18 protein-coding genes are annotated in these 20,475 nt (G+C 63.3%); 7 read left to right on the top strand and 11 right to left on the bottom strand.

The genetic code is table 11. The features are described 5' to 3' along the window. Positions 1 to 2: 2 nt before the first annotated feature. The gene (sufB, locus tag ATJ78_RS11610; RefSeq protein WP_098407953.1) at positions 3 to 1,421 is read right to left on the bottom strand and encodes a Fe-S cluster assembly protein SufB; all 1,419 of its coding nucleotides are present in this window, start codon (positions 1,419 to 1,421) and stop codon (positions 3 to 5) included. Between the two features lie 270 nt (positions 1,422 to 1,691). On the opposite strand from sufB, the gene ATJ78_RS11605 reads away from it, so the two are divergent. Beyond that, positions 1,692 to 2,657: a COX15/CtaA family protein gene (locus tag ATJ78_RS11605; RefSeq protein WP_245836296.1), complete on the top strand. Its 966-nt coding sequence runs from the start codon at positions 1,692 to 1,694 to the stop codon at positions 2,655 to 2,657. Between the two features lie 52 nt (positions 2,658 to 2,709). On the opposite strand, the gene ATJ78_RS11600 is transcribed toward ATJ78_RS11605, so the two are convergent. Then, a complete protein-coding gene (locus tag ATJ78_RS11600; protein ID WP_098407947.1) occupies positions 2,710 to 3,630 on the bottom strand; it encodes a heme o synthase in 921 nt (306 codons plus the stop codon). Positions 3,631 to 3,897: 267 nt separating this feature from the next. On the opposite strand from ATJ78_RS11600, the gene tkt reads away from it, so the two are divergent. The 6 genes from tkt to pgl are packed head-to-tail and all read left to right on the top strand — an operon-like array spanning position 3,898 to position 12,047. Continuing rightward, positions 3,898 to 5,991: a transketolase gene (tkt, locus tag ATJ78_RS11595; RefSeq protein ID WP_098407943.1), complete on the top strand. Its 2,094-nt coding sequence runs from the start codon at positions 3,898 to 3,900 to the stop codon at positions 5,989 to 5,991. Between the two features lie 22 nt (positions 5,992 to 6,013). Further along, positions 6,014 to 7,123: a transaldolase gene (gene tal / locus ATJ78_RS11590; RefSeq protein ID WP_098407938.1), complete on the top strand. Its 1,110-nt coding sequence runs from the start codon at positions 6,014 to 6,016 to the stop codon at positions 7,121 to 7,123. Then, positions 7,120 to 8,730 carry a glucose-6-phosphate isomerase gene (locus ATJ78_RS11585; RefSeq protein WP_098407936.1) on the top strand — a complete coding sequence of 537 codons (1,611 nt, stop codon included), beginning with the start codon at positions 7,120 to 7,122 and terminating at the stop codon, positions 8,728 to 8,730. The genes tal and ATJ78_RS11585 overlap by 4 nt, the downstream gene beginning before the upstream one ends. Positions 8,731 to 8,776: 46 nt before the next feature. Further along, a complete protein-coding gene (zwf, locus tag ATJ78_RS11580; RefSeq protein ID WP_098407932.1) occupies positions 8,777 to 10,321 on the top strand; it encodes a glucose-6-phosphate dehydrogenase in 1,545 nt (514 codons plus the stop codon). Continuing rightward, a complete protein-coding gene (locus ATJ78_RS11575) occupies positions 10,318 to 11,280 on the top strand; it encodes a glucose-6-phosphate dehydrogenase assembly protein OpcA (protein ID WP_098407929.1) in 963 nt (320 codons plus the stop codon). The genes zwf and ATJ78_RS11575 overlap by 4 nt, the downstream gene beginning before the upstream one ends. Next, entirely contained in the window at positions 11,277 to 12,047 is a 771-nt protein-coding gene (gene pgl / locus ATJ78_RS11570; protein ID WP_098407925.1) for a 6-phosphogluconolactonase, read from the top strand. Before ATJ78_RS11575 ends, pgl begins: the two co-directional genes overlap by 4 nt. A gap of 66 nt (positions 12,048 to 12,113) precedes the next feature. Here pgl and ATJ78_RS11565 read toward each other — a convergent pair whose 3' ends face one another. The 9 genes from ATJ78_RS11565 to uvrC all read right to left on the bottom strand — a co-directional run bounded on the left by ATJ78_RS11565 (position 12,114) and on the right by uvrC (position 20,475). Next, positions 12,114 to 12,470 carry an RNA polymerase-binding protein RbpA gene (locus ATJ78_RS11565; protein ID WP_098407924.1) on the bottom strand — a complete coding sequence of 119 codons (357 nt, stop codon included), beginning with the start codon at positions 12,468 to 12,470 and terminating at the stop codon, positions 12,114 to 12,116. A gap of 9 nt (positions 12,471 to 12,479) precedes the next feature. Beyond that, the gene (gene secG, locus ATJ78_RS11560; protein WP_098407922.1) at positions 12,480 to 12,731 is read right to left on the bottom strand and encodes a preprotein translocase subunit SecG; all 252 of its coding nucleotides are present in this window, start codon (positions 12,729 to 12,731) and stop codon (positions 12,480 to 12,482) included. Positions 12,732 to 12,816: 85 nt separating this feature from the next. After that, positions 12,817 to 13,608 (bottom strand): triose-phosphate isomerase, encoded by a 792-nt coding sequence (gene tpiA / locus ATJ78_RS11555; protein WP_098407919.1) that lies wholly within the window; start codon positions 13,606 to 13,608, stop codon positions 12,817 to 12,819. Then, positions 13,596 to 14,810 (bottom strand): phosphoglycerate kinase, encoded by a 1,215-nt coding sequence (locus ATJ78_RS11550; RefSeq protein ID WP_098407917.1) that lies wholly within the window; start codon positions 14,808 to 14,810, stop codon positions 13,596 to 13,598. Before ATJ78_RS11550 ends, tpiA begins: the two co-directional genes overlap by 13 nt. A gap of 18 nt (positions 14,811 to 14,828) precedes the next feature. Next, positions 14,829 to 15,833, bottom strand: coding sequence for a type I glyceraldehyde-3-phosphate dehydrogenase (gene gap, locus ATJ78_RS11545; protein WP_098407914.1), 1,005 nt, complete (start codon positions 15,831 to 15,833; stop codon positions 14,829 to 14,831). A gap of 105 nt (positions 15,834 to 15,938) precedes the next feature. Further along, a complete protein-coding gene (locus tag ATJ78_RS11540) occupies positions 15,939 to 16,565 on the bottom strand; it encodes a superoxide dismutase (protein ID WP_098407911.1) in 627 nt (208 codons plus the stop codon). Positions 16,566 to 16,687: 122 nt separating this feature from the next. Further along, positions 16,688 to 17,662: a DNA-binding protein WhiA gene (gene whiA / locus ATJ78_RS11535; RefSeq protein ID WP_098407908.1), complete on the bottom strand. Its 975-nt coding sequence runs from the start codon at positions 17,660 to 17,662 to the stop codon at positions 16,688 to 16,690. Between the two features lie 32 nt (positions 17,663 to 17,694). Continuing rightward, the gene (rapZ, locus tag ATJ78_RS11530; protein WP_098407902.1) at positions 17,695 to 18,573 is read right to left on the bottom strand and encodes an RNase adapter RapZ; all 879 of its coding nucleotides are present in this window, start codon (positions 18,571 to 18,573) and stop codon (positions 17,695 to 17,697) included. A 39-nt stretch (positions 18,574 to 18,612) separates the two neighbouring features. Further along, a complete protein-coding gene (uvrC, locus tag ATJ78_RS11525; protein WP_098407900.1) occupies positions 18,613 to 20,475 on the bottom strand; it encodes an excinuclease ABC subunit UvrC in 1,863 nt (620 codons plus the stop codon).

Raw genomic sequence — 20,475 nt, 5'->3', positions numbered from 1 at the left:
TGTTAGCCGACGGATCCTTCCATGCCCATCTCGATGAGTTTGTTGAGCTCGAGCGCGTACTCCATGGGGAGCTCGCGCGCAATCGGCTCGATGAAGCCGCGCACGATCATCGCCATGGCCTCGGTCTCTTCAAGCCCTCGACTCATGAGGTAGAACAGCTGTTCCTCGCTGACCTTCGAGACTGTCGCTTCGTGACCCAGCTGTACGTCGTCGACGCGAATATCGATTGCCGGATACGTGTCGGATCGCGAGATCGTATCGACGAGCAGAGCGTCGCAGACGACCGAGTTCGACGAGTGATGCGCCGACGGGTCGACGCGCACTTCGCCGCGGTATCCGGCGCGGCCACCGCCGCGCGCAATCGACTTCGACGTGATCGACGACTGGGTGTACGGCGCCATGTGGATCATCTTCGCGCCAGCATCCTGGTGCTGCCCTGGTCCCGCGAAGGCGACGGAAAGAGTCTCGCCCTTGGCGTGCTCACCCGTGAGATAGATTGACGGGTACTTCATGGTCACCTTGGAGCCGATGTTGCCATCTACCCACTCCATCGTCGCGCCCTCTTCGGCGATCGCGCGCTTAGTGACGAGGTTGTAGACGTTGTTCGACCAGTTCTGGATGGTGGTGTAGCGAACGCGAGCATTCTTCTTCACGACGATCTCGACCACGGCCGAGTGCAGCGAGTCGCTCTTGTAGATGGGCGCCGTGCAGCCCTCGATGTAGTGAACGTAGCTGCCTTCGTCGGCGATGATGAGCGTGCGCTCGAACTGGCCCATGTTCTCGGTATTGATGCGGAAGTAGGCCTGCAGGGGAATGTCAACGTGAACGCCGGGCGGCACATAGACGAACGAGCCGCCAGACCACACTGCCGTGTTGAGCGCGGCGAACTTGTTGTCGCCTGCGGGAATGACGGTTCCGTAGTACTCCTCGAAGAACTCCGGGTGCTCGCGCAGGGCGGTGTCGGTGTCCATGAAGATGACACCCTGCTGTTCGAGGTCCTCGCGAATCTGGTGGTAGACGACCTCGGACTCGTACTGCGCGGCAACGCCGGCGACGAGACGCGAGCGCTCCGCCTCGGGGATGCCAAGACGCTCGTACGTGTTCTTGATGTCGTCGGGGAGGTCCTCCCACGACGTTGCCTGCTTCTCCGTGGAACGGACGAAGTACTTGATGTTCTCGAAGTCGATCTCAGAGAGATCGGCGCCCCACGATGGCATTGGTTTGCGCTCGAAGAGCTTGAGGGCTTTCAGGCGGCGCTTCAACATCCACTCGGGCTCATTCTTGAGCCGCGAGATGTCGGAGACGACGTCGGAGTTCAAGCCACGACGGGCCGATGCTCCGGCTTCGTCTGAATCGCTCCAGCCGAACTCGTAAACACCAAGGCTTTCGAGTTCAGGGCGGTCGATCAGAACATCTGACATATCTACCTCTCTAGAACCGCTAAGAAACAGGATCTCTGTTCACGGCTTGACCTGCGCACTCTCGAAGGGGAATGCGAGGAAGTGTGGTCCGCGTCGGCGTGAACCTACAATTGTTCGAGACAATTCGAATCTGCAGCTCGCAACGAGCCGTTTCGGGTTGATTACTTGAACAATGCAATTCTACAGGTTGTGTCGGCGAAAATGTGAGGGTACACAGACGACACGAAGCCGGGGCGTCTTCCCCGACGTGTAAGAGTTAAGGATGCCGCAGTGAGCCGTGTGTCTTCAGGACGCCACCCCGAACCCCGAGAAGCGACGAGGGAGAACGTGCTCCAGCGGTTCTGGCGCTGGCTGCCGACGAACGTCGACGACAAGCGAGTCCGCGTCGCCGTCTGGCTGAACGTGATCTTTCAGACCGTTCTCGTCGGCACGGGCGGCGCTGTGCGCCTGACGGCATCCGGTCTTGGCTGCCCCACGTGGCCGAAATGCACGGCCGACTCATTTATCTCGACGCCCGAGATGGGGCTGCACGGCGTGATCGAGTTCGGCAACCGAACCTTGTTCTTCGTTCTGCAGGCCATCGCGATCTTCGCTTTGCTGTGCGTTCTCAAATACCGCAAGGAGCGCAGGGACCTCTTCGTGCTCGCGGTCATACCCGCGTGCAGCGTTCTTCTGCAGGCCGGTGTCGGCGGCATCACCGTGCTCTCGGGGCTCAACCCCTACGTCGTTGGACTCCACTTCGTCTTGAGCGTCGTGCTCGTGGTGCTTGGCGCGGTGCTCGTCATGCGGGTGTACACGAAACCCGGCCCACGGGCTCTCGTGGTTCCCGGCTGGTTCGCCCGACTGGCGCACATCGCAGCGTTCTTCGTCGCGATTTCTGTTCTTATCGGCATCCTGACCACCGGAGCCGGCCCGCACGCGGGTGATCAGGGTGCGGCGCGCAACGACCTCCCGCCAGAGATCATGCAGCACGTGCACTCATGGCCGGCCTACGTCATGCTCGGTCTCACGCTGGTGCTCTTCATCGCAGCCTGGACGCGCGGAATCAGGTCGCCCCGCGTATGGCTGACCTGGCTTGTCGCCGCTCAAGGTGCGCAGATCCTCATCGGAGTCGCCCAGTCGCGTCTCGGACTGCCTGAGATCCTGGTCGGCAGCCACATGGTCCTCGCATGCATCGTCGCTGCGCTCATGTCCGCGGTTCTCTACTACCTCAGGCGACCGCGCGAGCTGCGCTAACCGTGCGGCCGCGTGAGCTTCTCTGCACGCGACGGGTCCGCTGCGGTACCGATTAGAACGGCAGCAGCGGATCGACGCCGACGGCGAGGAACAGAAGCGACAGGTACGTGATCGAGCCGTGGAACACGCGCATGGGCGATGCTTCTTCATCACGGATCGCAAGACCGTACAGACGGTGCGTTTCGTAAATGAACCAGCCTCCGGCCACGAGCGCGATCGCCGTGTACGTGACGCCCATGGGTGCGAGAGGGATCAGCAGCAGTGAGCATGCGACCGTCGCCCAGGCATACAGAATCGTCTGCAGGCCGACGACAGCGCGCCCTCGTACGACAGCAAGCATGGGCACGCCGACTTCCTTGTAGTCGGATCGATACTTCATCGACAACGGCCAGTAGTGCGGCGGAGTCCAGAGGAAGACGACGGCGAAGAGAATCCACGCCTCCCAGTCGAGGGATGCCGTGACGCTCGACCATCCGATGAGCACGGGGAAGCATCCCGCAATTCCGCCCCAGATGATGTTCTGCTCCGTGCGGCGCTTAAGCCAGAGCGTGTACACGCAGACGTAGAAGAAGATCGCAACCACCGAAAGCCCCGCGGCAAGCAGGTTCGTCGTCGCCGCGAGCCACACGGTCGACGCCACGGCGAGAGCCCACGAGAACACGAGAGCCTCTCGAGGCGTCAGCTCGCCGGTCACAAGCGGCCGATTCTCGGTTCGCTTCATGTGACGGTCGATGTCGCGATCGATATAGCAGTTGAAAGCGCCTGCGGAACCAGCGCTCATCGCACCGCCGATGACCGTCGCGGCGACGAGCCACAAGTTCGGGATACCTCCCTCGGCGAGAATCATCACCGGAACCGTCGTGACGAGCAGCAGCTCCATTACACGCGGTTTGGTCAGGGAGATATATGCGGCTGCCTTGCGCCGAAAGCCGAGCGGGCGCGCTGCGGTTGGGGTGGGGGTGGTGACGTCCATTGCTCCTCGACTGCTGGGTACCTCCCAATTCTAGGCCATTGTGCGAACGGCGAGCCGTGGAACATCTGCGCGGCTTCACACGTTGACATAGATGTGCGCGGGGTTGGGTAGCTATCTCTATACTGGGGGTGCTCGCCTAGCTTCGCGGCGCCCATCATCAGCACGCACGAAAGGTGAGGGACCGCGACGTGCCAAAGTAGCCAATGTGCGTGTAAACGCTTCGGCGGGCCGGCAGGCCCGGACGAACAACCAGAAGGGTCAAACATCGTGGCAGCACTGCAATGGGATTCCATTGACAACAAGGCCGTCGACACCGCACGCGTTCTCGCTGCGGATGCTGTTGAGAAGGTCGGGAACGGCCACCCCGGAACGGCGATGAGTCTTGCTCCAGCCGCCTATCTCCTCTTTCAGAAGGTGATGCGGCGCGACCCAAACGACGAGAAGTGGCTCGGTCGCGACCGTTTCATTCTGTCGGCGGGTCACACATCGCTCACGCAGTACATCCAGCTCTACTTCGCCGGCGACGGCCTTGAGCTCGACGATCTGAAGTCGCTGCGCACCTGGGGATCGCTCACGCCGGGACACCCGGAGTACGGCCACACCAAGGGTGTGGAGATCACCACGGGCCCTCTCGGTCAGGGCCTTTCCTCCGCCGTCGGGTTCGCGTATGCCGCGCGGTTCGAGCGCGGGCTTTTCGACCCGGATGCTGCCGAGGGCACGAGCCCGTTCGACCACCACGTGTACGTCATCGCGAGCGATGGCGACCTTCAAGAAGGCGTCACGAGCGAAGCATCCTCACTCGCTGGTCACCAGGAGCTCGGCAACCTCATCGCGATCTATGACAGCAACCAGATCTCGATCGAAGATGACACCGACATCGCCTTCTCAGAAGACGTCGCCGCGCGGTATGAGGCTTATGGCTGGCAGGTTCTCACGGTCGACTGGAAGAAGACCGGCGAGTACGTCGAAGACGTGCAGGAGCTCCACGAGGCGATCGAGTCGGCCAAGGCGGAGACCGGTAAGCCGACGCTTATTGTGCTCAAGACGATCATCGGCTGGCCGGCACCGAACAAGAAGAACACCGGAGCCATCCACGGCGCGAAGCTCGGTGGCGAGGAGCTCGCAGAGCTCAAGGAGATCCTCGGATTCGATCCCGAGCAGACGTTCGAGGTGCCGGACGAGGTTATCTCTCGCACCCGCGGTGCGGGCGAGCGCGGCGCTCAGCAGCGCGCCGAATGGCAGAAGTCCTTCGACGCTTGGAAATCTGCAAATCCCGAGCGCAGTGCGCTTCTCGACCGCCTCCTCGGCGGTCAGCTTCCCGATGGCATCGAAGACGCCCTCCCCCGCTTCGACGCGGGAACAGAGGTGTCGACGCGAGCCGCTTCCGGAAAGGTTCTCTCGGCACTCGGCGCGGAGCTCCCGGAGCTCTGGGGCGGATCAGCCGACCTCGCAGCATCGAACAACACCACGATCGATGACGCGGCGTCGTTTGTGCCGTCCGAGCGCTCCACCGACATGTGGAAGGGCAACCCGTACGGGCGCGTCTTGCACTTCGGCATCCGCGAGCACGCGATGGCGGCGATCCTGAACGGAATCGTGCTGCACGGGCCGACACGCGCCTACGGCGGAACGTTCCTGATCTTCAGCGACTACCAGCGTCCTGCCGTGCGTCTCGCCGCGCTCATGAACGTGCCGAGCGTCTTCGTATGGACGCACGATTCGGTCGCACTTGGCGAAGACGGCCCGACGCACCAGCCGATCGAGCAGCTGTCGACGCTTCGCGCAATTCCGAATCTCTCGGTCGTCCGTCCATCCGACGCGAACGAAGTCGCTTACGCGTGGCTTGAGATCTTGAAGCGTCAGGAGGGCCCCACGGGAATCGCGCTCACTCGCCAGAACATCCCGGTGTTCGACCGCGGAACCGGCGAGGCGTCGGGCGACACCCTTGCCGCAGCATCCAATGTCTCGAAGGGTGCATACGTGCTCGCCGAGGCTCCGAACGGAACACCCGACGTCATTCTCATCGGGACCGGCTCTGAGGTTCAGCTTGCACTCGAAGCGCGCGAGCAGCTGCGCACAGAGGGCGTCAACGCCCGTGTCGTCGCAGCACCATCGCTTGAATGGTTCGATGAGCAGTCCGATGAGTACCGGGAGTCGGTGCTTCCGGCATCCGTCACCGCTCGCGTCTCGGTCGAGGCAGGCCTCGACCTCACATGGCGCAGCATCGTCGGAGACCGCGGTCGTTCGGTGTCGATCGAGCACTTCGGCGCATCTGCGGATTACAAGACACTGTTCCGCGAGTTCGGAATCACCGCCGAAGCCGTCGTGAACGCCGCCAAGGAAACGCTCGGCGCCAACTGAGCCGGGCAGAGGAGAAAAGATCATGACTGAGACACCCACTGCACAGCTTTCGGCTGCAGGCGTCAGCATCTGGCTCGACGATCTCTCGCGAGAGCGCATCGAGACCGGCAATCTGACCGATCTGATCGAGAACCGCAACGTGGTCGGGATCACGACCAACCCGACGATTTTCGCCAAGGCCATCAAGAACGGTGACCGCTACGCCGCGCAGGTGGCCGAACTCACCGCAGCAGGCAAGAGCGTCGACGAGGTCATCAGCGAGGTGACGACGAAGGACGTCGCCGACGCGGCCGACGTGTTCCGCCCGATCTACGACAAGACGAACGGCGTCGACGGCCGCGTGTCGATCGAGGTCGAGCCGGGTCTTGCGCATGACGCAGCCGGAACGATCGCACAGGCTACGTCGCTCTGGGAGACGCTCAAGCGACCCAACGTGCTGATCAAGATTCCGGCGACCGTCGAAGGACTCGAGGCGATCACTGCGGCGACGGCGAAGGGAATCAGCGTCAACGTGACGCTGATCTTCAGCCTGACGCGTTACCGCGAGGTCATCAACGCCTACCTGACGGGCCTCGAGCAGGCAAAGCAGGCGGGCATCGATCTGTCCACCATCCATTCGGTCGCATCGTTCTTCGTCTCGCGCGTGGATTCAGAGATCGACAAGCGTCTCGACGCCGTGGGCACGGACGAAGCGGCCGAGCTCAAGGGCAAGGCGGGAATCGCGAACGCGCAGCTCGCCTATCAGGTGTTCGAGCAGGAGTTCGCTTCTGAGCGCGCCAAGGCACTGCTCGACAGCGGCGCCAACGCGCAGCGTCCGCTGTGGGCGTCGACCGGCGTCAAGGACCCGTCGCTCCCCGACACGCTCTACGTGACAGGGCTCGTCGCCCAGGGCGTCGTCAACACGATGCCTGAGAAGACGCTTGAGGCGACATTCGATCATGGCGACGTCACGGGAGACACCGTGACCGGGAGCTACGACGAGGCGAATGGCGTTCTCGACGCCGTTGCCGCGGCCGGAATCTCGTACGACGACGTCACCGCGGTGCTCGAGAAGGAAGGCGTTGAGAAGTTCATCGTCTCCTGGAACGAACTCGTCGAAGACGTCAAGGTCGCGATGGAGGAATCGCGATGAGCATCGAGATCCACGTGAGCGGGGCGGCCGAGGAGGCCGTCCGCTCGGTGGTTCCCACACTCGTCGCCGATCTCGTCGCGTCGGGAATCACCGAACAGAACCCGACGCTCTGGGGCCCGAAGGCCGAGTCGGAGTCGGCTAAACGCCTCGGATGGACGGAAGCGGTCGCCGTGTCGCGGCCCCTCGTCCCCGAGATCATCGCGCTGCGCGACAAGCTCGCAGCCGACGGCGTGAACCACATCGTTCTCGCTGGCATGGGCGGCTCGTCGCTCGCTCCCGAAGTGATCACTCGCACGTTCGGCGCCGATCTCACGGTTCTCGACTCGACTGCGCCCGGGCAGGTCCGCGCGGCGCTCGACGCGGGACTGCAGAACACGGCGATTGTCGTCTCGTCGAAGTCCGGGTCGACCGTCGAGACGGACAGCCAACGGCGCGTCTTCGAGAAGGCGTTCACCGACGCGGGAATCGACGCGCGCGAGCGTGTCATCATCGTGACGGATCCGGGTTCGCCGTTCGACGTATCCGCACGCGAGGGTGGCTTCACCGTCTTCAATGCTGACCCGAACGTTGGCGGCCGGTACTCGGCGCTCACGGCATTCGGCCTTGTTCCGTCGGGACTCGCAGGCGTCGACATCGCTGCACTTCTCGATGAGGCCGATCAGGTGCTCGCAGAGCTCTCCGTCGACGATGAGAGCAACCCGGGGCTGATCCTCGGCGCAGCGATCTCTGCCACGTCCCCGCGTAAGGACAAGCTCGGGATCGTTGCCGACGGAACGCATATCGTTGGCTTCCCCGATTGGGCCGAGCAGCTCATCGCCGAGTCGACGGGCAAAGAAGGCACCGGAATTCTTCCCGTCGTTCTCGACACGCTCGCCCCTGAGCTCGAGAACGTGCCGGACGATGTTCAGATTGTGCGGCTCGTCGAGAACGCAGACGCCACCCATCTGCTTCCGCGTGATCGCCACGACGGCGAGATCCTCGTCAGCGGCTCCCTCGGCGCCCAGATGCTGGTGTGGGAGTACGCGGTCGCGGTCGCAGGCCGCATCCTCGGGATCAATCCGTTCGATCAGCCCGACGTGGAGTCGGCGAAGGCCGCAGCGCGCGGGCTTCTCGATGACCGCCCCGAGCCTGCCTCCCCCGCCTTCACGGACGGCGGCATCGAGGTGCGCGGTGATGACGAACTGGTCGCGGGCGCTTCGACGGTTCGTGAGGCCGTCGACCGCCTGATCGCAGAACTGCCCGCCGACGGATACCTGTCGGTTCAGGCGTATGTCGATCGGCTGGAACTGCCTCAGCTCGAGGGCCTGCGCAGCATGCTCGCTGCGCGAGCGGGCCGCCCCGTCACGTTCGGCTGGGGTCCGAGGTTCCTGCATTCGACCGGTCAGTACCACAAGGGCGGTCCGGCACAGGGCGTATACCTGCAAATCACCCAGTCGACAACCGTCGACCTGGAGATTCCCGAGCGTCCCTTCACGTTCGGACAGCTCATCGAGGCTCAGGCCGCGGGAGACGCCGGAGTGCTGCGTGACCACGGACGGCCCGTGCTCGCGGTGAACCTCACGCGTCCGCAGGACGATGCGCTCGCCCTCTTCGAGGCCATCAACTAGAACAGAGAATGCAGTCTCCGGTTTCCGGATGCTGCCAAGGAGACGAATGTCCCCGGTGAACATCACACCAGAGTTCAACCCCCTGCGGCTGAGCATTGATCGTCGGCTCAATCGCATTGCCGGTCCCAGTGGCCTGATTATCTTCGGAGTGACGGGCGACCTGTCACGCAAGAAGCTGATGCCGGCGGTGTACGACCTGGCCAACCGGGGGCTTCTGCCGCCGGGATTCGCGCTCGTCGGTTTCGCGCGGCGCGACTGGGAGGATCAGGATTTCTGCCAGGTCGTGCACGACGCGGTTCGCGATAATGCGCGTACTCCGTTCCGCGAGGAGGTCTGGGACCAGCTTTCGCAGGGCATCCGCTTCGTTTCGGGCGAGTTCGGTGACGATGAGGCCTTCAAGAGGCTCGGTGAGACGATCGAGGAACTCGACCGTACACGGGGAACGATGGGGAATCACGCGTTCTACCTGTCGATTCCCCCGAAAGCGTTCCCCCAGGTGACCTCGCAGCTGAAGCGATCGGGGCTGGCCGAGCAAAGTGACGGTCAGTGGCGCCGCGTCGTGATCGAGAAGCCGTTCGGCAGCAACCTGGAGACGGCGCGAGAGCTGAATGATGTCGTCGAGTCTGTGTTCCCCGCGGACTCCGTCTTTCGCATCGACCACTACCTGGGCAAAGAAACCGTGCAGAACATCATGGCACTGCGTTTCGCCAACCAGCTGTTCGAGCCGATCTGGAATGCGAACTTCGTCGACCACGTGCAGATCACCATGGCCGAAGACATCGGCGTTGGCGGCCGTGCCGGGTACTACGACGGCATCGGGGCGGCTCGCGATGTCATTCAGAACCATCTTCTGCAGCTCCTTGCCTTGACCGCTATGGAAGAGCCTGGATCGTTCGATGCTGCAGACCTGCGCGCAGAGAAGGAGAAGGTTCTCGCTGCTGTTCGTCTGCCGGAGGACCTCGGGGCCGGCACGGCTCGTGGACAGTACTCCGGCGGCTGGCAGGGCGGCGAGAAGGTGCGCGGGTTTCTCGAGGAAGACGGGATGAACCCGGAGTCGACGACCGAGACCTATGCGGCGATGAAGCTCCACATCAACACCCGCCGATGGGCAGGAGTGCCGTTCTACCTGCGCTCCGGTAAACGACTCGGCAGGCGGGTGACCGAGATTGCTGTGGTCTTCAAACGCGCCCCGCAGTATCTTTTCGCTGAGGCGCAGACGGCAGAGCTCGGGGAGAACGCACTGGTGATTCGCGTTCAGCCCGACGAGGGCGTCACGATTCGCTTCGGATCGAAAGTCCCGGGTGCGGGCATGCAGGTGCGCGACGTCACGATGGACTTCGGCTACGGGCACGCATTCACCGAGGCGAGCCCCGAGGCCTACGAGCGGCTCATCCTCGACGTGCTCCTCGGTGATCCGCCGCTCTTCCCCCGGCACGAGGAGGTCGAGCTTTCCTGGAAGATTCTCGATCCCGTTGAAGAATTCTGGGCTGCGCAAGGTGGCCCGCTGGAACAGTACGAGCCCGGGACCTGGGGGCCGACGTCGGCCGATGAGCTCCTGGCCCGCGACGGTCGCACCTGGAGGCGCCCATGATCATCGACATTCCTGACACGACGACGAGTGCCATTTCGAAGCGGCTCGTTCTGCTGCGGGACGAGGGCGGTGTCATCGCGCTCGGTCGCGTTCTGACGCTCGTCATCATCGCCAACCGGGGTGACGAGGAAGACGCGATCGAAGCGGCGAACGACGCCTCGCGTGAGCACCCTATGCGCGTGATCGTGATCTCGGTCGCGGGGTCGCAAGACGACGACGACACGCGCATTGATGCGCAGATTCGCGTCGGCGGCGACGCCGGAGCAAGCGAGGTCATCATCTTGCGGGCTTACGGCGAGGCGACTCAGAACAAGGTGAGCCTGGTCACCGCGCTTCTGCTGCCCGATGCTCCGGTTGTTGCGTGGTGGCCAGGTGAGACCCCGGACGACGTCTCTGCGTCCCCGATCGGTCAGATCGCCCAGCGCCGGATCACGGATGCCTCGGCGCACGCCGACCCGCATGACGCGCTTCGCCACCTTGCGGCGTCGCACCGCCCGGGCGACACGGACTTTGCATGGACGCGACTGACACTGTGGCGCGCGCAGCTTGCCGCTGTTCTCGACCAGCCACCATACGAGCAGATCACGTCCGTACGCGTGACCGGAGCAGCCGATTCGCCGTCGACGACGCTGCTCGCCGCATGGTTGCGCCTCCAGCTGAACGTTCCCGTGACGTGCGATCTCACCCACAATGTCGGCGGAGTCGGTGGCATTCACGGAGTCGAGATGACACGTGCTTCCGGAACGATCTCGCTTGAGCGACCCCTCTCGAACATCGCAACACTGGAAATTCCCGGTCAGCCAGTGCAGGACATCGCACTTCCAAGACGGACCCTCCGCGACTGCCTGGCTGAAGAGCTGCGTCGCCTCGATCCGGATGTTCTGTATGGTGATGTGATAACGAAGGGACTCGCCTTGCTTGACGGCGAAGGTGCCGAGCCCACGGAGGGTGTCCAGTGACGAATGACCGCCGAGTGCTGATCCACAACGACAAGTCTGCTCTTGCAGCATCCATCGCCGCGCGGTTTCTGACGAAGGTCGTCGACCTTCTTGATGAGCAGGACCGTGTGAACATCGTGTTGGAGGGAGGACGCGTCGCTCTCGATGTCTTGACGCAGATCAACGCGAACCCGGCCAGGGACACGGTCGACTGGAGTCGAGTTCACTTCTGGTGGGGTGACGAGCGCTACGTGCCGGCTGGCCACGAAGATCGCAACGACGCCAAGGCGCGCACGGCGCTTCTGGACCACATCGCGATTCCGGCATCCAACATCCATCCGATGCCCTCGACTGATTCAGGTCTTGAAATCGGCGCAGCAGCCGAAGCGTACGCTTCTGAGCTGACGGATCACGCAGACGGAGACGGGTCGCTCCCCCGATTCGACATCACGTTCCTCGGCGTCGGACCCGATGGGCACACCGCGTCGCTGTTTCCGGACCATCCGCAGGTTCTCGAAAAGTCATCATTGGTGCTGCCTGTGACCGACTCGCCGAAGCCCCCTGCCGAGCGGCTGACACTCACGCGGCCGGCGCTGAACTCGTCTCAGCGCATCTGGGTGGAGATCGCCGGCGCCGAGAAGGCGTCGTCTCTCGGGCTGGCACTTGCGGGAGCCGCCTACTCTGAAGTGCCGATCGCCGGCATCAAGGGACGCCGTCGCACGGTATTCTTTGTGGATCGCGAAGCCGCGGCCGAGGTTCCCGAGAACCTGATTGCACAGTCGTACTGACGCATAGAAACGGCTGGGGCCCTGCACATCGTGCAGGGCCCCAGCCGTTTCGTGCGTTCGAGAGGGTCAGGCCGTCCCTCGGCGCGCGCGGAGCTGCGTCAGTGCATCGTGCAGCAGCTGCTCCGCTTCTTCGTCTGTGCGACGCTCCTTGACGTAGGCGAGGTGCGTCTTGTATGGCTCGTTTCTCAGCGCCTCGGGCGGATTGCTCTTGTCACGTCCGGCCGGGAGCCCCGACGTCGGTGAGTTGATCGTCTCGGGAATTTCTTCCTCGGGGACGTCAGCAGCGAAGTAGCGCACGGTCTCGTTTCCCAGTGCGTCCCAGAACGAGATCGCTACCCGATCAGCGTGATGCCCGTGGTCCTGTTCGCCCATCGGTCCTGCCCCGACGCGAGCTCCGCGAATTGTGTTTCCTCCGAGTGCCATGCGTGTCCCCTAGACTCCTGACTGGAACTTCGTGATGAGCCCGAGAACGATAATGCAGGCGAACCAGATCGTCCCCAGCAGCACCGTGATGAGGTTCAGGTTCCGTTCGGCGACTCCGGATGCCCCGAGGTTCGACCCCATTCCGCCACCGAACATGTCGGAAAGACCGCCACCGCGACCCTTATGCAGCAGAATGAGGAACGTCAGGAGCAGGCTCGTGATACCGAGCAGTACTTGCAGGATGATCTGGAGAATCTCCACAGGGGACCTTTCACTGGGGTGTGCCGGGCACGGCAAGACCACGACGATTATACGCGAGACCAGGCCGTGCCCGAACTTTCGGCGGTTAGACGCCGACGTGCTTCTGGTAACGAGAGATGTTCGAGAACTCGGTCACGTCGAGACTTGCTCCTCCGACCAGCGCGCCATCCACGTTCGGCTCGCGCATGAAGCCTGCGATGTTGCCCGACTTCACCGAGCCGCCGTAGAGAATGCGCGTGCGTGCAGCGGCATCCTCTCCCAGCGATTCGGAGAGCACGGACCGAAGCGCAGCCGCAACCTGCTCTGCTTGCTCCGGAGTCGCTGCCTGGCCGGAGCCGATCGCCCAGACGGGCTCGTACGCAACGACGATATCGGCGTCGGCCGAAACCCCCTCAACGGCCGCGCGCAGCTGAGCGACCGGAACCGCAGAGGAGCCGTGCTTCTCGAGGTCCTCGGCCGTCTCACCAACGCAGATCACCGGGGTGATGCCGTGCTTGAGAGCCGCGGCTGTCTTCGCACGAACGACATCGTCGCTCTCATTGTGCAGCGTGCGGCGCTCCGAGTGCCCGATGATCACGTAGCGGCAGTCGAGCTGGCTGAGGAATGCTCCCGAGATCTCCCCCGTGAACGCTCCCGAGTCCTGTGACGATACGTCTTGAGCGCCATATCCGAGGGGCAGCTTGTCTGCCGAGACGAGCGTCTGCACACTGCGAAGGTCAGTGAACGGCGGGAACACGGCGACCTCGACGGCGTCGAAATCGTGCTTCGCGTCTTGAAGACTCCACGCGAGCTTCTGCACGAATGCGATCGCCTGAAGATGATCGAGGTTCATCTTCCAGTTGCCCGCGATGAGCGGAGTGCGAGTTACTGCTGCCATCCGAGAACCTCCAGTCCGGGAAGCTTCTTGCCTTCGAGAAACTCGAGGCTGGCACCGCCCCCCGTCGAAATGTGACCAAACTGGTCGTCGTCAAATCCGAGTGCTCTAACAGCCGCGGAAGAGTCTCCCCCGCCAACGACGCTCAAGCCGTCGACGCGTGTGAGAGCGTCGGCGATCGCCTTGGTTCCTGCGGCGAACGGAGACAGCTCGAAGACGCCCATCGGGCCATTCCAGAACACGGTCTTCGATGCGGCGATGCGCTGTGAGAACAGCTGCGAGGTCTCGGGCCCGATGTCGAGCCCGAGTCCGTCGGCGCCGAATGGTGTGTCTTCGATCGACTCAATGGGACGAACCTCGTGCTCGGCGTCCGCGCTGAACGACGATGCGACCACGACGTCTGTCGGAAGGATGATCTCGACCCCGCGCTCACGCGCGTCGGCGAGATATCTCGTGACGGTGTCAATCTGGTCGCTCTCGAGCAGGCTTGAACCGACCTTGTGGCCCTGCGCCGCGAGGAATGTGAAGAGCATCCCACCGCCGATGAGCAGCGAATCGACGCGCGGAAGCAGATGCTCGATCACGCCGAGCTTGTCGGATACCTTCGAGCCGCCGAGCACGACCGAATACGGGCGCTGCGGATTCTCCGTGAGCTGGTCGAGTACCGTGAGCTCTGCTTCGATGAGCGTTCCCGCCGCGCTGGGAAGCAGCTGCGGCAGCTCGTAGACGCTCGCCTGTTTGCGGTGGACCACGCCGAATCCATCTGAGACGAACGCGTCACCGAATTCTGCGAGCTGTGCTGCAAACTCGTTGCGCTCGTTGTCGTCCTTGCTGGTCTCCCCCACATTGAAGCGCAGGTTCTCTAGCAGTGCGATCTGTCCGTCCTTCAGGTTGGCGACGGCGTCAGCGGCCGCCTGGCCGACGGTGTCTGTCGCGAACGTCACGGGACTGCCGAGTAGCTCACTGAGACGCTGCGCGACAGGCGCGAGGCTGTACTGGGAGTCAGGTGATCCCTTGGGGCGGCCGAGGTGCGAGATGACGACGACACGAGCCCCCTGATTGATCAGGGCATTGAGGGTCGGCAGAGACGCGCGAACGCGCCCGTCGTCGGTGATGGTCCCGTCCTTGAGAGGGACATTGAGATCACACCGGACGACGACGCGTTTGCCGCTCAGCGAACCCAGCGATTCCAAAGTGCGAAGCACGCTGATGATCCTCGGCGCCTAGAGGCGCTCGGCCACGTACTCGGTGAGGTCGACAAGACGGTTGGAGTAGCCCCACTCGTTGTCGTACCAGCTCGACAGCTTGACCTGATTGCCAATCACGCGCAGCAGACCGGCGTCGAAGATCGACGAGTGCGGGTCGTTGACGATGTCGCTCGACACGATCTCGTCTTCTGTGTACTTCAGGATGCCCTTGAGAGGACCTTCCGCAGCCTTCTTGTACGCTTCCTTGACCTCATCGACGGTGACGTCGCGCGACGCTTCGACGGTCAGGTCGGTGATTGATCCGGTAGGAACAGGAACGCGAAGAGCGAAGCCGTCGAGCTTGCCCTTGAGCTCGGGAAGGACGAGCCCAATGGCCTTTGCGGCGCCCGTCGACGTCGGGATGATGTTGACGGCGGCAGCGCGCGCACGGCGCAGGTCCTTGTGCGGGCCGTCCTGGAGGTTCTGGTCTGCCGTGTAAGCGTGGACCGTCGTCATGAGGCCGCGCTCAATTCCGAAAGTGTCGTTGAAGACCTTTGCCAGCGGCGCGAGGCAGTTCGTCGTGCACGACGCGTTCGAGATGATGTTGTGGTTCTCGGGATCGTAGTCCTGCTCGTTGACACCGAGCACGAACGTCGCATCCTCGTCCGTCGCCGGCGCCGAGATCAGGACCTTCTTGGCCCCTGCGTCGATGTGCTTGCGGGCATCGGTGGCCTTCGTGAAGCGGCCCGTCGACTCGATGACGATGTCAACTCCGAGGTCGCCCCACGGAAGGTTGGCGGGGTCGCGCTCTTCGAAAACCTTGATGGACTTGCCGTCGACGGTGATCTGCTCACCGTCGAAGCTGACCTCGGCGTCGAGTCGACCGGTGATCGAGTCGTACTTGAGGAGGTGGGCAAGTGTCTTATTGTCCGTGAGGTCGTTGACGGCGACGATCTCGAGATCGCTGCCCTTGGCGAGGGCTGCGCGGAAGAAGTTGCGACCAATGCGGCCGAACCCGTTGATGCCGATCTTTACTGACAAGGATGACTCCTGTAACTGGGCGCTGGACAGCGCGTTTTCACTTAGTCTCGCGAGCGAGCTGGAGAGGATTGTCCCAGACAGGCGCCCGGGACAACCCTGTCTGACTTACGACAGTACCAGCAGGCCTGAGGTCTTCTCACGTGCCGTTGCGAAGCGCTCCTGAACGTTCGCCCAGTCGACGATGTTCCAGAATGCCTTCACGTAATCTCCCTTGACGTTCTGGTAGTCAAGGTAGAACGCGTGCTCCCACATGTCGAGAAGCAGCAGAGGGATGGTTCCCGCAGGGAAGTTGGACTGCTGGTCATAGAACTGCTGCGTGATGAGCTTCTGGCCGATCGAGTCCCACATGAGGGCGGCCCACCCGGAGCCCTGGATGCCGAGTGCGGCGGCGTTGAATTGCGCCTGGAACTTCTCGAATGACCCGAAGTTGTCGGCAATCGCTGCCTCGAGCTCTCCGGTCGGGCGGTCCCCGCCGTTGGGCGAGAGGTTCGTCCAGAAGATCGAGTGGTTGACGTGGCCGCCGAGGTTGAACGCGAGGTCCTTCTCGAGCTTGCTGATGTTGCCGAAATCGCCGGACTCGCGCGCTTCCGCGAGCTTCTCGATGGCGGTGTTCGCGCCCGTGACGTACGCCTGGTGGTGCTTCGAGTGGTGGAGCTCCATGATCGTGCCAGAGATGCTCGGCGCGAGGGCGCCGTAGTCATATCCGAGCTCAGGAAGTGTGTATTCAGCCATGTAGATCTCTCCGTTTCGTCTCACGCGCGATCAGTCGCGCATGGCACTGAGTGACTCCCTCAGTCTAGTCCTGACGGACGATCTGGCTACCCGACAGACGCGAACATGACGAGGAACGTCGATCAGTCGAGCGCCGTCGGAAGATTAGCTTGCGTGTTGGGGATTCCCTGATCGCTCGCCTTCTTGTCTGCCATGGCGAGCAGGCGGCGGATGCGGCCTGCGACGGCGTCTTTCGTCATGGGCGGTGTTGCGAAGTGGCCCAGCTCGTCGAGACTCGCATCGCGGTGCTCGAGGCGCAGGTTGCCGGCGTATGCGAGGTGCTCCGGCACGTCGTCGCCGAGGATCTCGAGAGCCCGCTCCACCCGAGCGCACGCGGCGACGGCCGCTTGCGCCGATCGGCGCAGGTTCGCATCGTCGAAGTTGACCAGGCGATTCGCTGTCGCCCTCACCTCGCGGCGCTGGCGCATCTCTTCCCACTCGGTGACGGTCTTGTGAGCGCCCATCGCGGTGAGCATGGCGCCGATCGCCTCGCCGTCACGAATGACGACACGATGGATGCCGCGGACCTCGCGCGCTTTTGCGGAGATACCCATGCGCCCTGCCGCTCCCACGAGAGCCATCGCGGACTCGTTCCCCGGGCACGCAACCTCGAGCGCGGCCGATCGGCCGGGGTCCGTGAGCGTTCCTCTCGCGAGGAATGCTCCTCGCCAGATCGCCGCGAGCTCGTCGCGCGAGCCGGTCGTCAGCCGATTGGGAAGGCCTCGCACCGGGCGGCGGCGCGAATCGAGCAGACCCGTCTGTCGAGCCAGGGTCTCTCCCCCAGCGACCACCCGAACGAGAAAATAGGGCGTTCGACGGGAACCGGATGGCGAGACCGCTGTGGCCTCGCTGCGGACACCGTAGAGCTCGGCGAGGTCCTTGCGCACGCGGCGTGCGATTCGCGGAGAATCTACCTCGGACTCGATGGCGATCCGGCCGGAGATGATGTGGAGTCCGCCGCTGAAGCGCAGGAGCGAGGCGAGCTCGGCCGCCCGCACCGTATTGCGCTTCTCGTCGACGGCGGTCAGTTCATCTTTGACATCGGCTGTAAGAGCCAATCGTTGTCCCATCTGCTCAGCTGCCCGTGCGGTTATTCGCGGCCGAGGTCTCGGTGCTTGACGTTGACCATGACGTCGGGCTGGTTTTCCAGTATTGCGGCGAGACGCTCAGCCATTGCGACAGAGCGGTGCTTCCCGCCCGTGCACCCCACCGCCACGACGGCATGACGCTTATTCTCGCGTTGGTATCCCGTGAGAACCGGTTTGAGCGCGGAAGCGTATGCGTCGAGAAACTCCTCGGCTCCGGGCTGCGTGAAGACATAGGAATCAACCTCAGAATCGAGGCCCGTATGCGTCCGCAGTTCTGGAACCCAGAAGGGGTTTGGCAGAAATCTCGCGTCTGCAATCATATCGGCGTCTGTCGGGATCCCATATTTGAATCCGAAGCTCATCACCGTCACCTGCAGCTCCGGCGTCGCCTCGGTCTTGAAGAGGTCGCGTACGGTCGACCCGAGCTGGTGGACGTTCAAGTCCGTCGTGTCGATGACAAGATCGCTGAGCTCTCGAATCGCCGCGACCCGTGAGCGCTCGATGCGAATGCCATCGAGGATCGTGCCCTCGCCTTGCAGAGGATGCGGTCGTCGCACGGCCTCGTACCGTCTGACGAGCGCGTCGTCTGCCGCATCGAGGAACAGCACGCGCAAGTGCGTGCCTTCTCTCAGCCCTTGGAGCATCGAGCGCAGGTCAGCGAAGAAGTCGCGGCCGCGCACGTCGACAACGACAGCCAGCTTTTCGGTGCCCTCGGCGCGTTCTGCCAGATCGACGAGAGGTCGCAGCATCTGCGGCGGGAGGTTGTCGACGACGTACCAGTCGAGGTCCTCGAGAGCGTTGGCGACGCTCGAGCGCCCGGCACCCGACATGCCCGTGACGATGAGGACTTCCTGCTCGGATGCTGGTTCGTCGCTGGTCATGGTGCGTCTTTCGTTCAGGTGTCTCGGGTGGATACCAGCCTATCGAGTATGGAGCCGTGCGTGGATGGCTTGCGCGAGTGCAGGGCCCACCCCCGGCGCGGCCGTGATCTCCTCCGGTGTCGCCGCCTTGAGACGCGCGACGGAGCCGAAATGGGTGAGGAGCGTCTTCACCCGGGCCGGTCCGACTCCGGGTACGTCCGCGAGAACCGACGAGATGTCGCGCTTTCGGCGCTTGCGCTGGTATGTGATGGCAAAGCGGTGCGCTTCGTCTCTCAGCCGTTGCACGAGGTAGAGGGCTTCGCTGTTGCGTGGCAGGATGACCGGAAAGTCGCTCTCGGGCAACCACAGCTCCTCAAGACGCTTCGCGATGCCCGCGATCTGGATTCCCGTGCGGCCCGATTCGTCGAGAGCGCGCTTTGCCGCAGCCACCTGCGGCTGTCCGCCGTCAACGAGCAGAAGCTGTGGCGGGTAGGAGAAACGCTTGGGCGCCGCATCCGCGTTTTCGTCTGCTGGCGCATCGTCGAGGTGGGCCAGGCGGCGCGTCAGCACTTGAAACATGGAATCAGTATCGTCAGTGGTCTCGGCGATCGAGAACGTGCGGTACTGATCTTTACGCGCGAGACCGTCTTCGAAGACGACCATGGAGGCGACGACGTTCGTTCCCGACAAGTGAGAGATGTCATAGCACTCGATTCGCAGCGGAGCCTGCGTCATGCCGAGAGCGTCTTGAAGGTCGGCGAGTGCTTGGCTGCGCGACGCGAAATCGGAGCTGCGCCGGGTCTTGTGCCGAATCAGCGCCTGCTTCGCATTGAGCACGGCTGTCTCCATGAGGGCGGCCTTCTCGCCGCGCTGCGCAGTCTTCAGCCGAACGGTGCCTCGACCGCGCACCTCGGTGAGCCATGCGGAGATCTCTGCCGCATCGTCGGGTTGCACGGGAACGATGACCTCGCGGGGCACGTCGACGCCGGGGGCGCTGTAAGCGGTGCGGATGACGCCCTCGATGAGGTCGCCCGTTGTGACGTCGAGCTCTTTGTCGACCGTCCACGAACGCACGCCTCGAATGCGGCCTCCGCGCACGACGAACTGCTGGACGGCCGCAGAAAGCTCATCGTGCTCGATGCCGAACATGTCGGCGTCGACGGAGTCCTTCATCACGACGGTGCTCTTGTCGAGGACCGCCTCGAGCGACTGCAGCTGATCGCGAAATCGGGCTGCCGCTTCGTAGTCCTGCCGTTCGGCAGCATCCTTCATCTTCGTCTGGAGCTCGCGCGTGAAGCGTTTGTCGTTCCCGCTCATGAAGCTGATGAAGTCGTCGACGATGCGGCGGTGCTCTTCGACGCTCACCCTCATCGAGCACGGGCCTCCGCACTTTCCGATCTGCCCGGGAAAACACGGCTTGCCCGATTGCATCGCGCGCTTGTAGCTCGCGTCGGAGCACGTGCGGATCGGGAAGGCCTTGATCATGAGATCGATCGTGTCGTGCACGGCCCAGATCTTCGGGTAGGGACCGAAGTAGCGTGCACCTTTGATGCGCGGATTGCGCGTGACCATCACGCGCGGTGCTTCGTCAGCGAGCGTGATCGCCATGTACGGGTAGGTCTTGTCGTCGCGGAACTTGACGTTGAACGGCGGCTCGAACTCCTTGATCCAGGTGTATTCCAGCTGGAGCGCCTCGACGTCGCTGCCGACGACCGTCCACTCGACACTTGACGCTGTTGTCACCATGCGACGCGTTCTCTCGTGAAGAGAGCGCAACGGCGCGAAGTAGTTGCTCAGGCGGGCGCGGAGGTTCTTCGCCTTTCCCACGTACAGCACGCGCCGGTTCGTGTCTCGAAAACGGTAAACGCCTGGCTGCGTCGGAATCTCCCCCGGCTTGGGCCGATAGTGCAGGTGCTCGCCCAC

The sequence above is a fragment of the Paramicrobacterium agarici genome, from assembly GCF_002563955.1.
GTDB lineage: Bacteria > Actinomycetota > Actinomycetes > Actinomycetales > Microbacteriaceae > Paramicrobacterium > Paramicrobacterium agarici.
This window is presented reverse-complemented; position numbering and strand designations above follow the sequence as displayed.

Bases quoted from the DNA above. Each gene is read 5' to 3' on its own strand.
- sufB (WP_098407953.1), bottom strand. From the start codon at position 1,421: ATGTCAGATGTTCTGATCGACCGCCCTGAACTCGAAAGCCTTGGTGTT.
- ATJ78_RS11600 (WP_098407947.1), bottom strand. From the start codon at position 3,630: ATGGACGTCACCACCCCCACCCCAACCGCAGCGCGCCCGCTCGGCTTT.
- tal (WP_098407938.1), top strand. From the start codon at position 6,014: ATGACTGAGACACCCACTGCACAGCTTTCGGCTGCAGGCGTCAGCATC.
- ATJ78_RS11585 (WP_098407936.1), top strand. From the start codon at position 7,120: ATGAGCATCGAGATCCACGTGAGCGGGGCGGCCGAGGAGGCCGTCCGC.
- zwf (WP_098407932.1), top strand. From the start codon at position 8,777: ATGTCCCCGGTGAACATCACACCAGAGTTCAACCCCCTGCGGCTGAGC.
- ATJ78_RS11575 (WP_098407929.1), top strand. From the start codon at position 10,318: ATGATCATCGACATTCCTGACACGACGACGAGTGCCATTTCGAAGCGG.
- ATJ78_RS11565 (WP_098407924.1), bottom strand. From the start codon at position 12,470: ATGGCACTCGGAGGAAACACAATTCGCGGAGCTCGCGTCGGGGCAGGA.
- tpiA (WP_098407919.1), bottom strand. From the start codon at position 13,608: ATGGCAGCAGTAACTCGCACTCCGCTCATCGCGGGCAACTGGAAGATG.
- ATJ78_RS11540 (WP_098407911.1), bottom strand. From the start codon at position 16,565: ATGGCTGAATACACACTTCCTGAGCTCGGATATGACTACGGCGCCCTC.
- rapZ (WP_098407902.1), bottom strand. From the start codon at position 18,573: ATGACCAGCGACGAACCAGCATCCGAGCAGGAAGTCCTCATCGTCACG.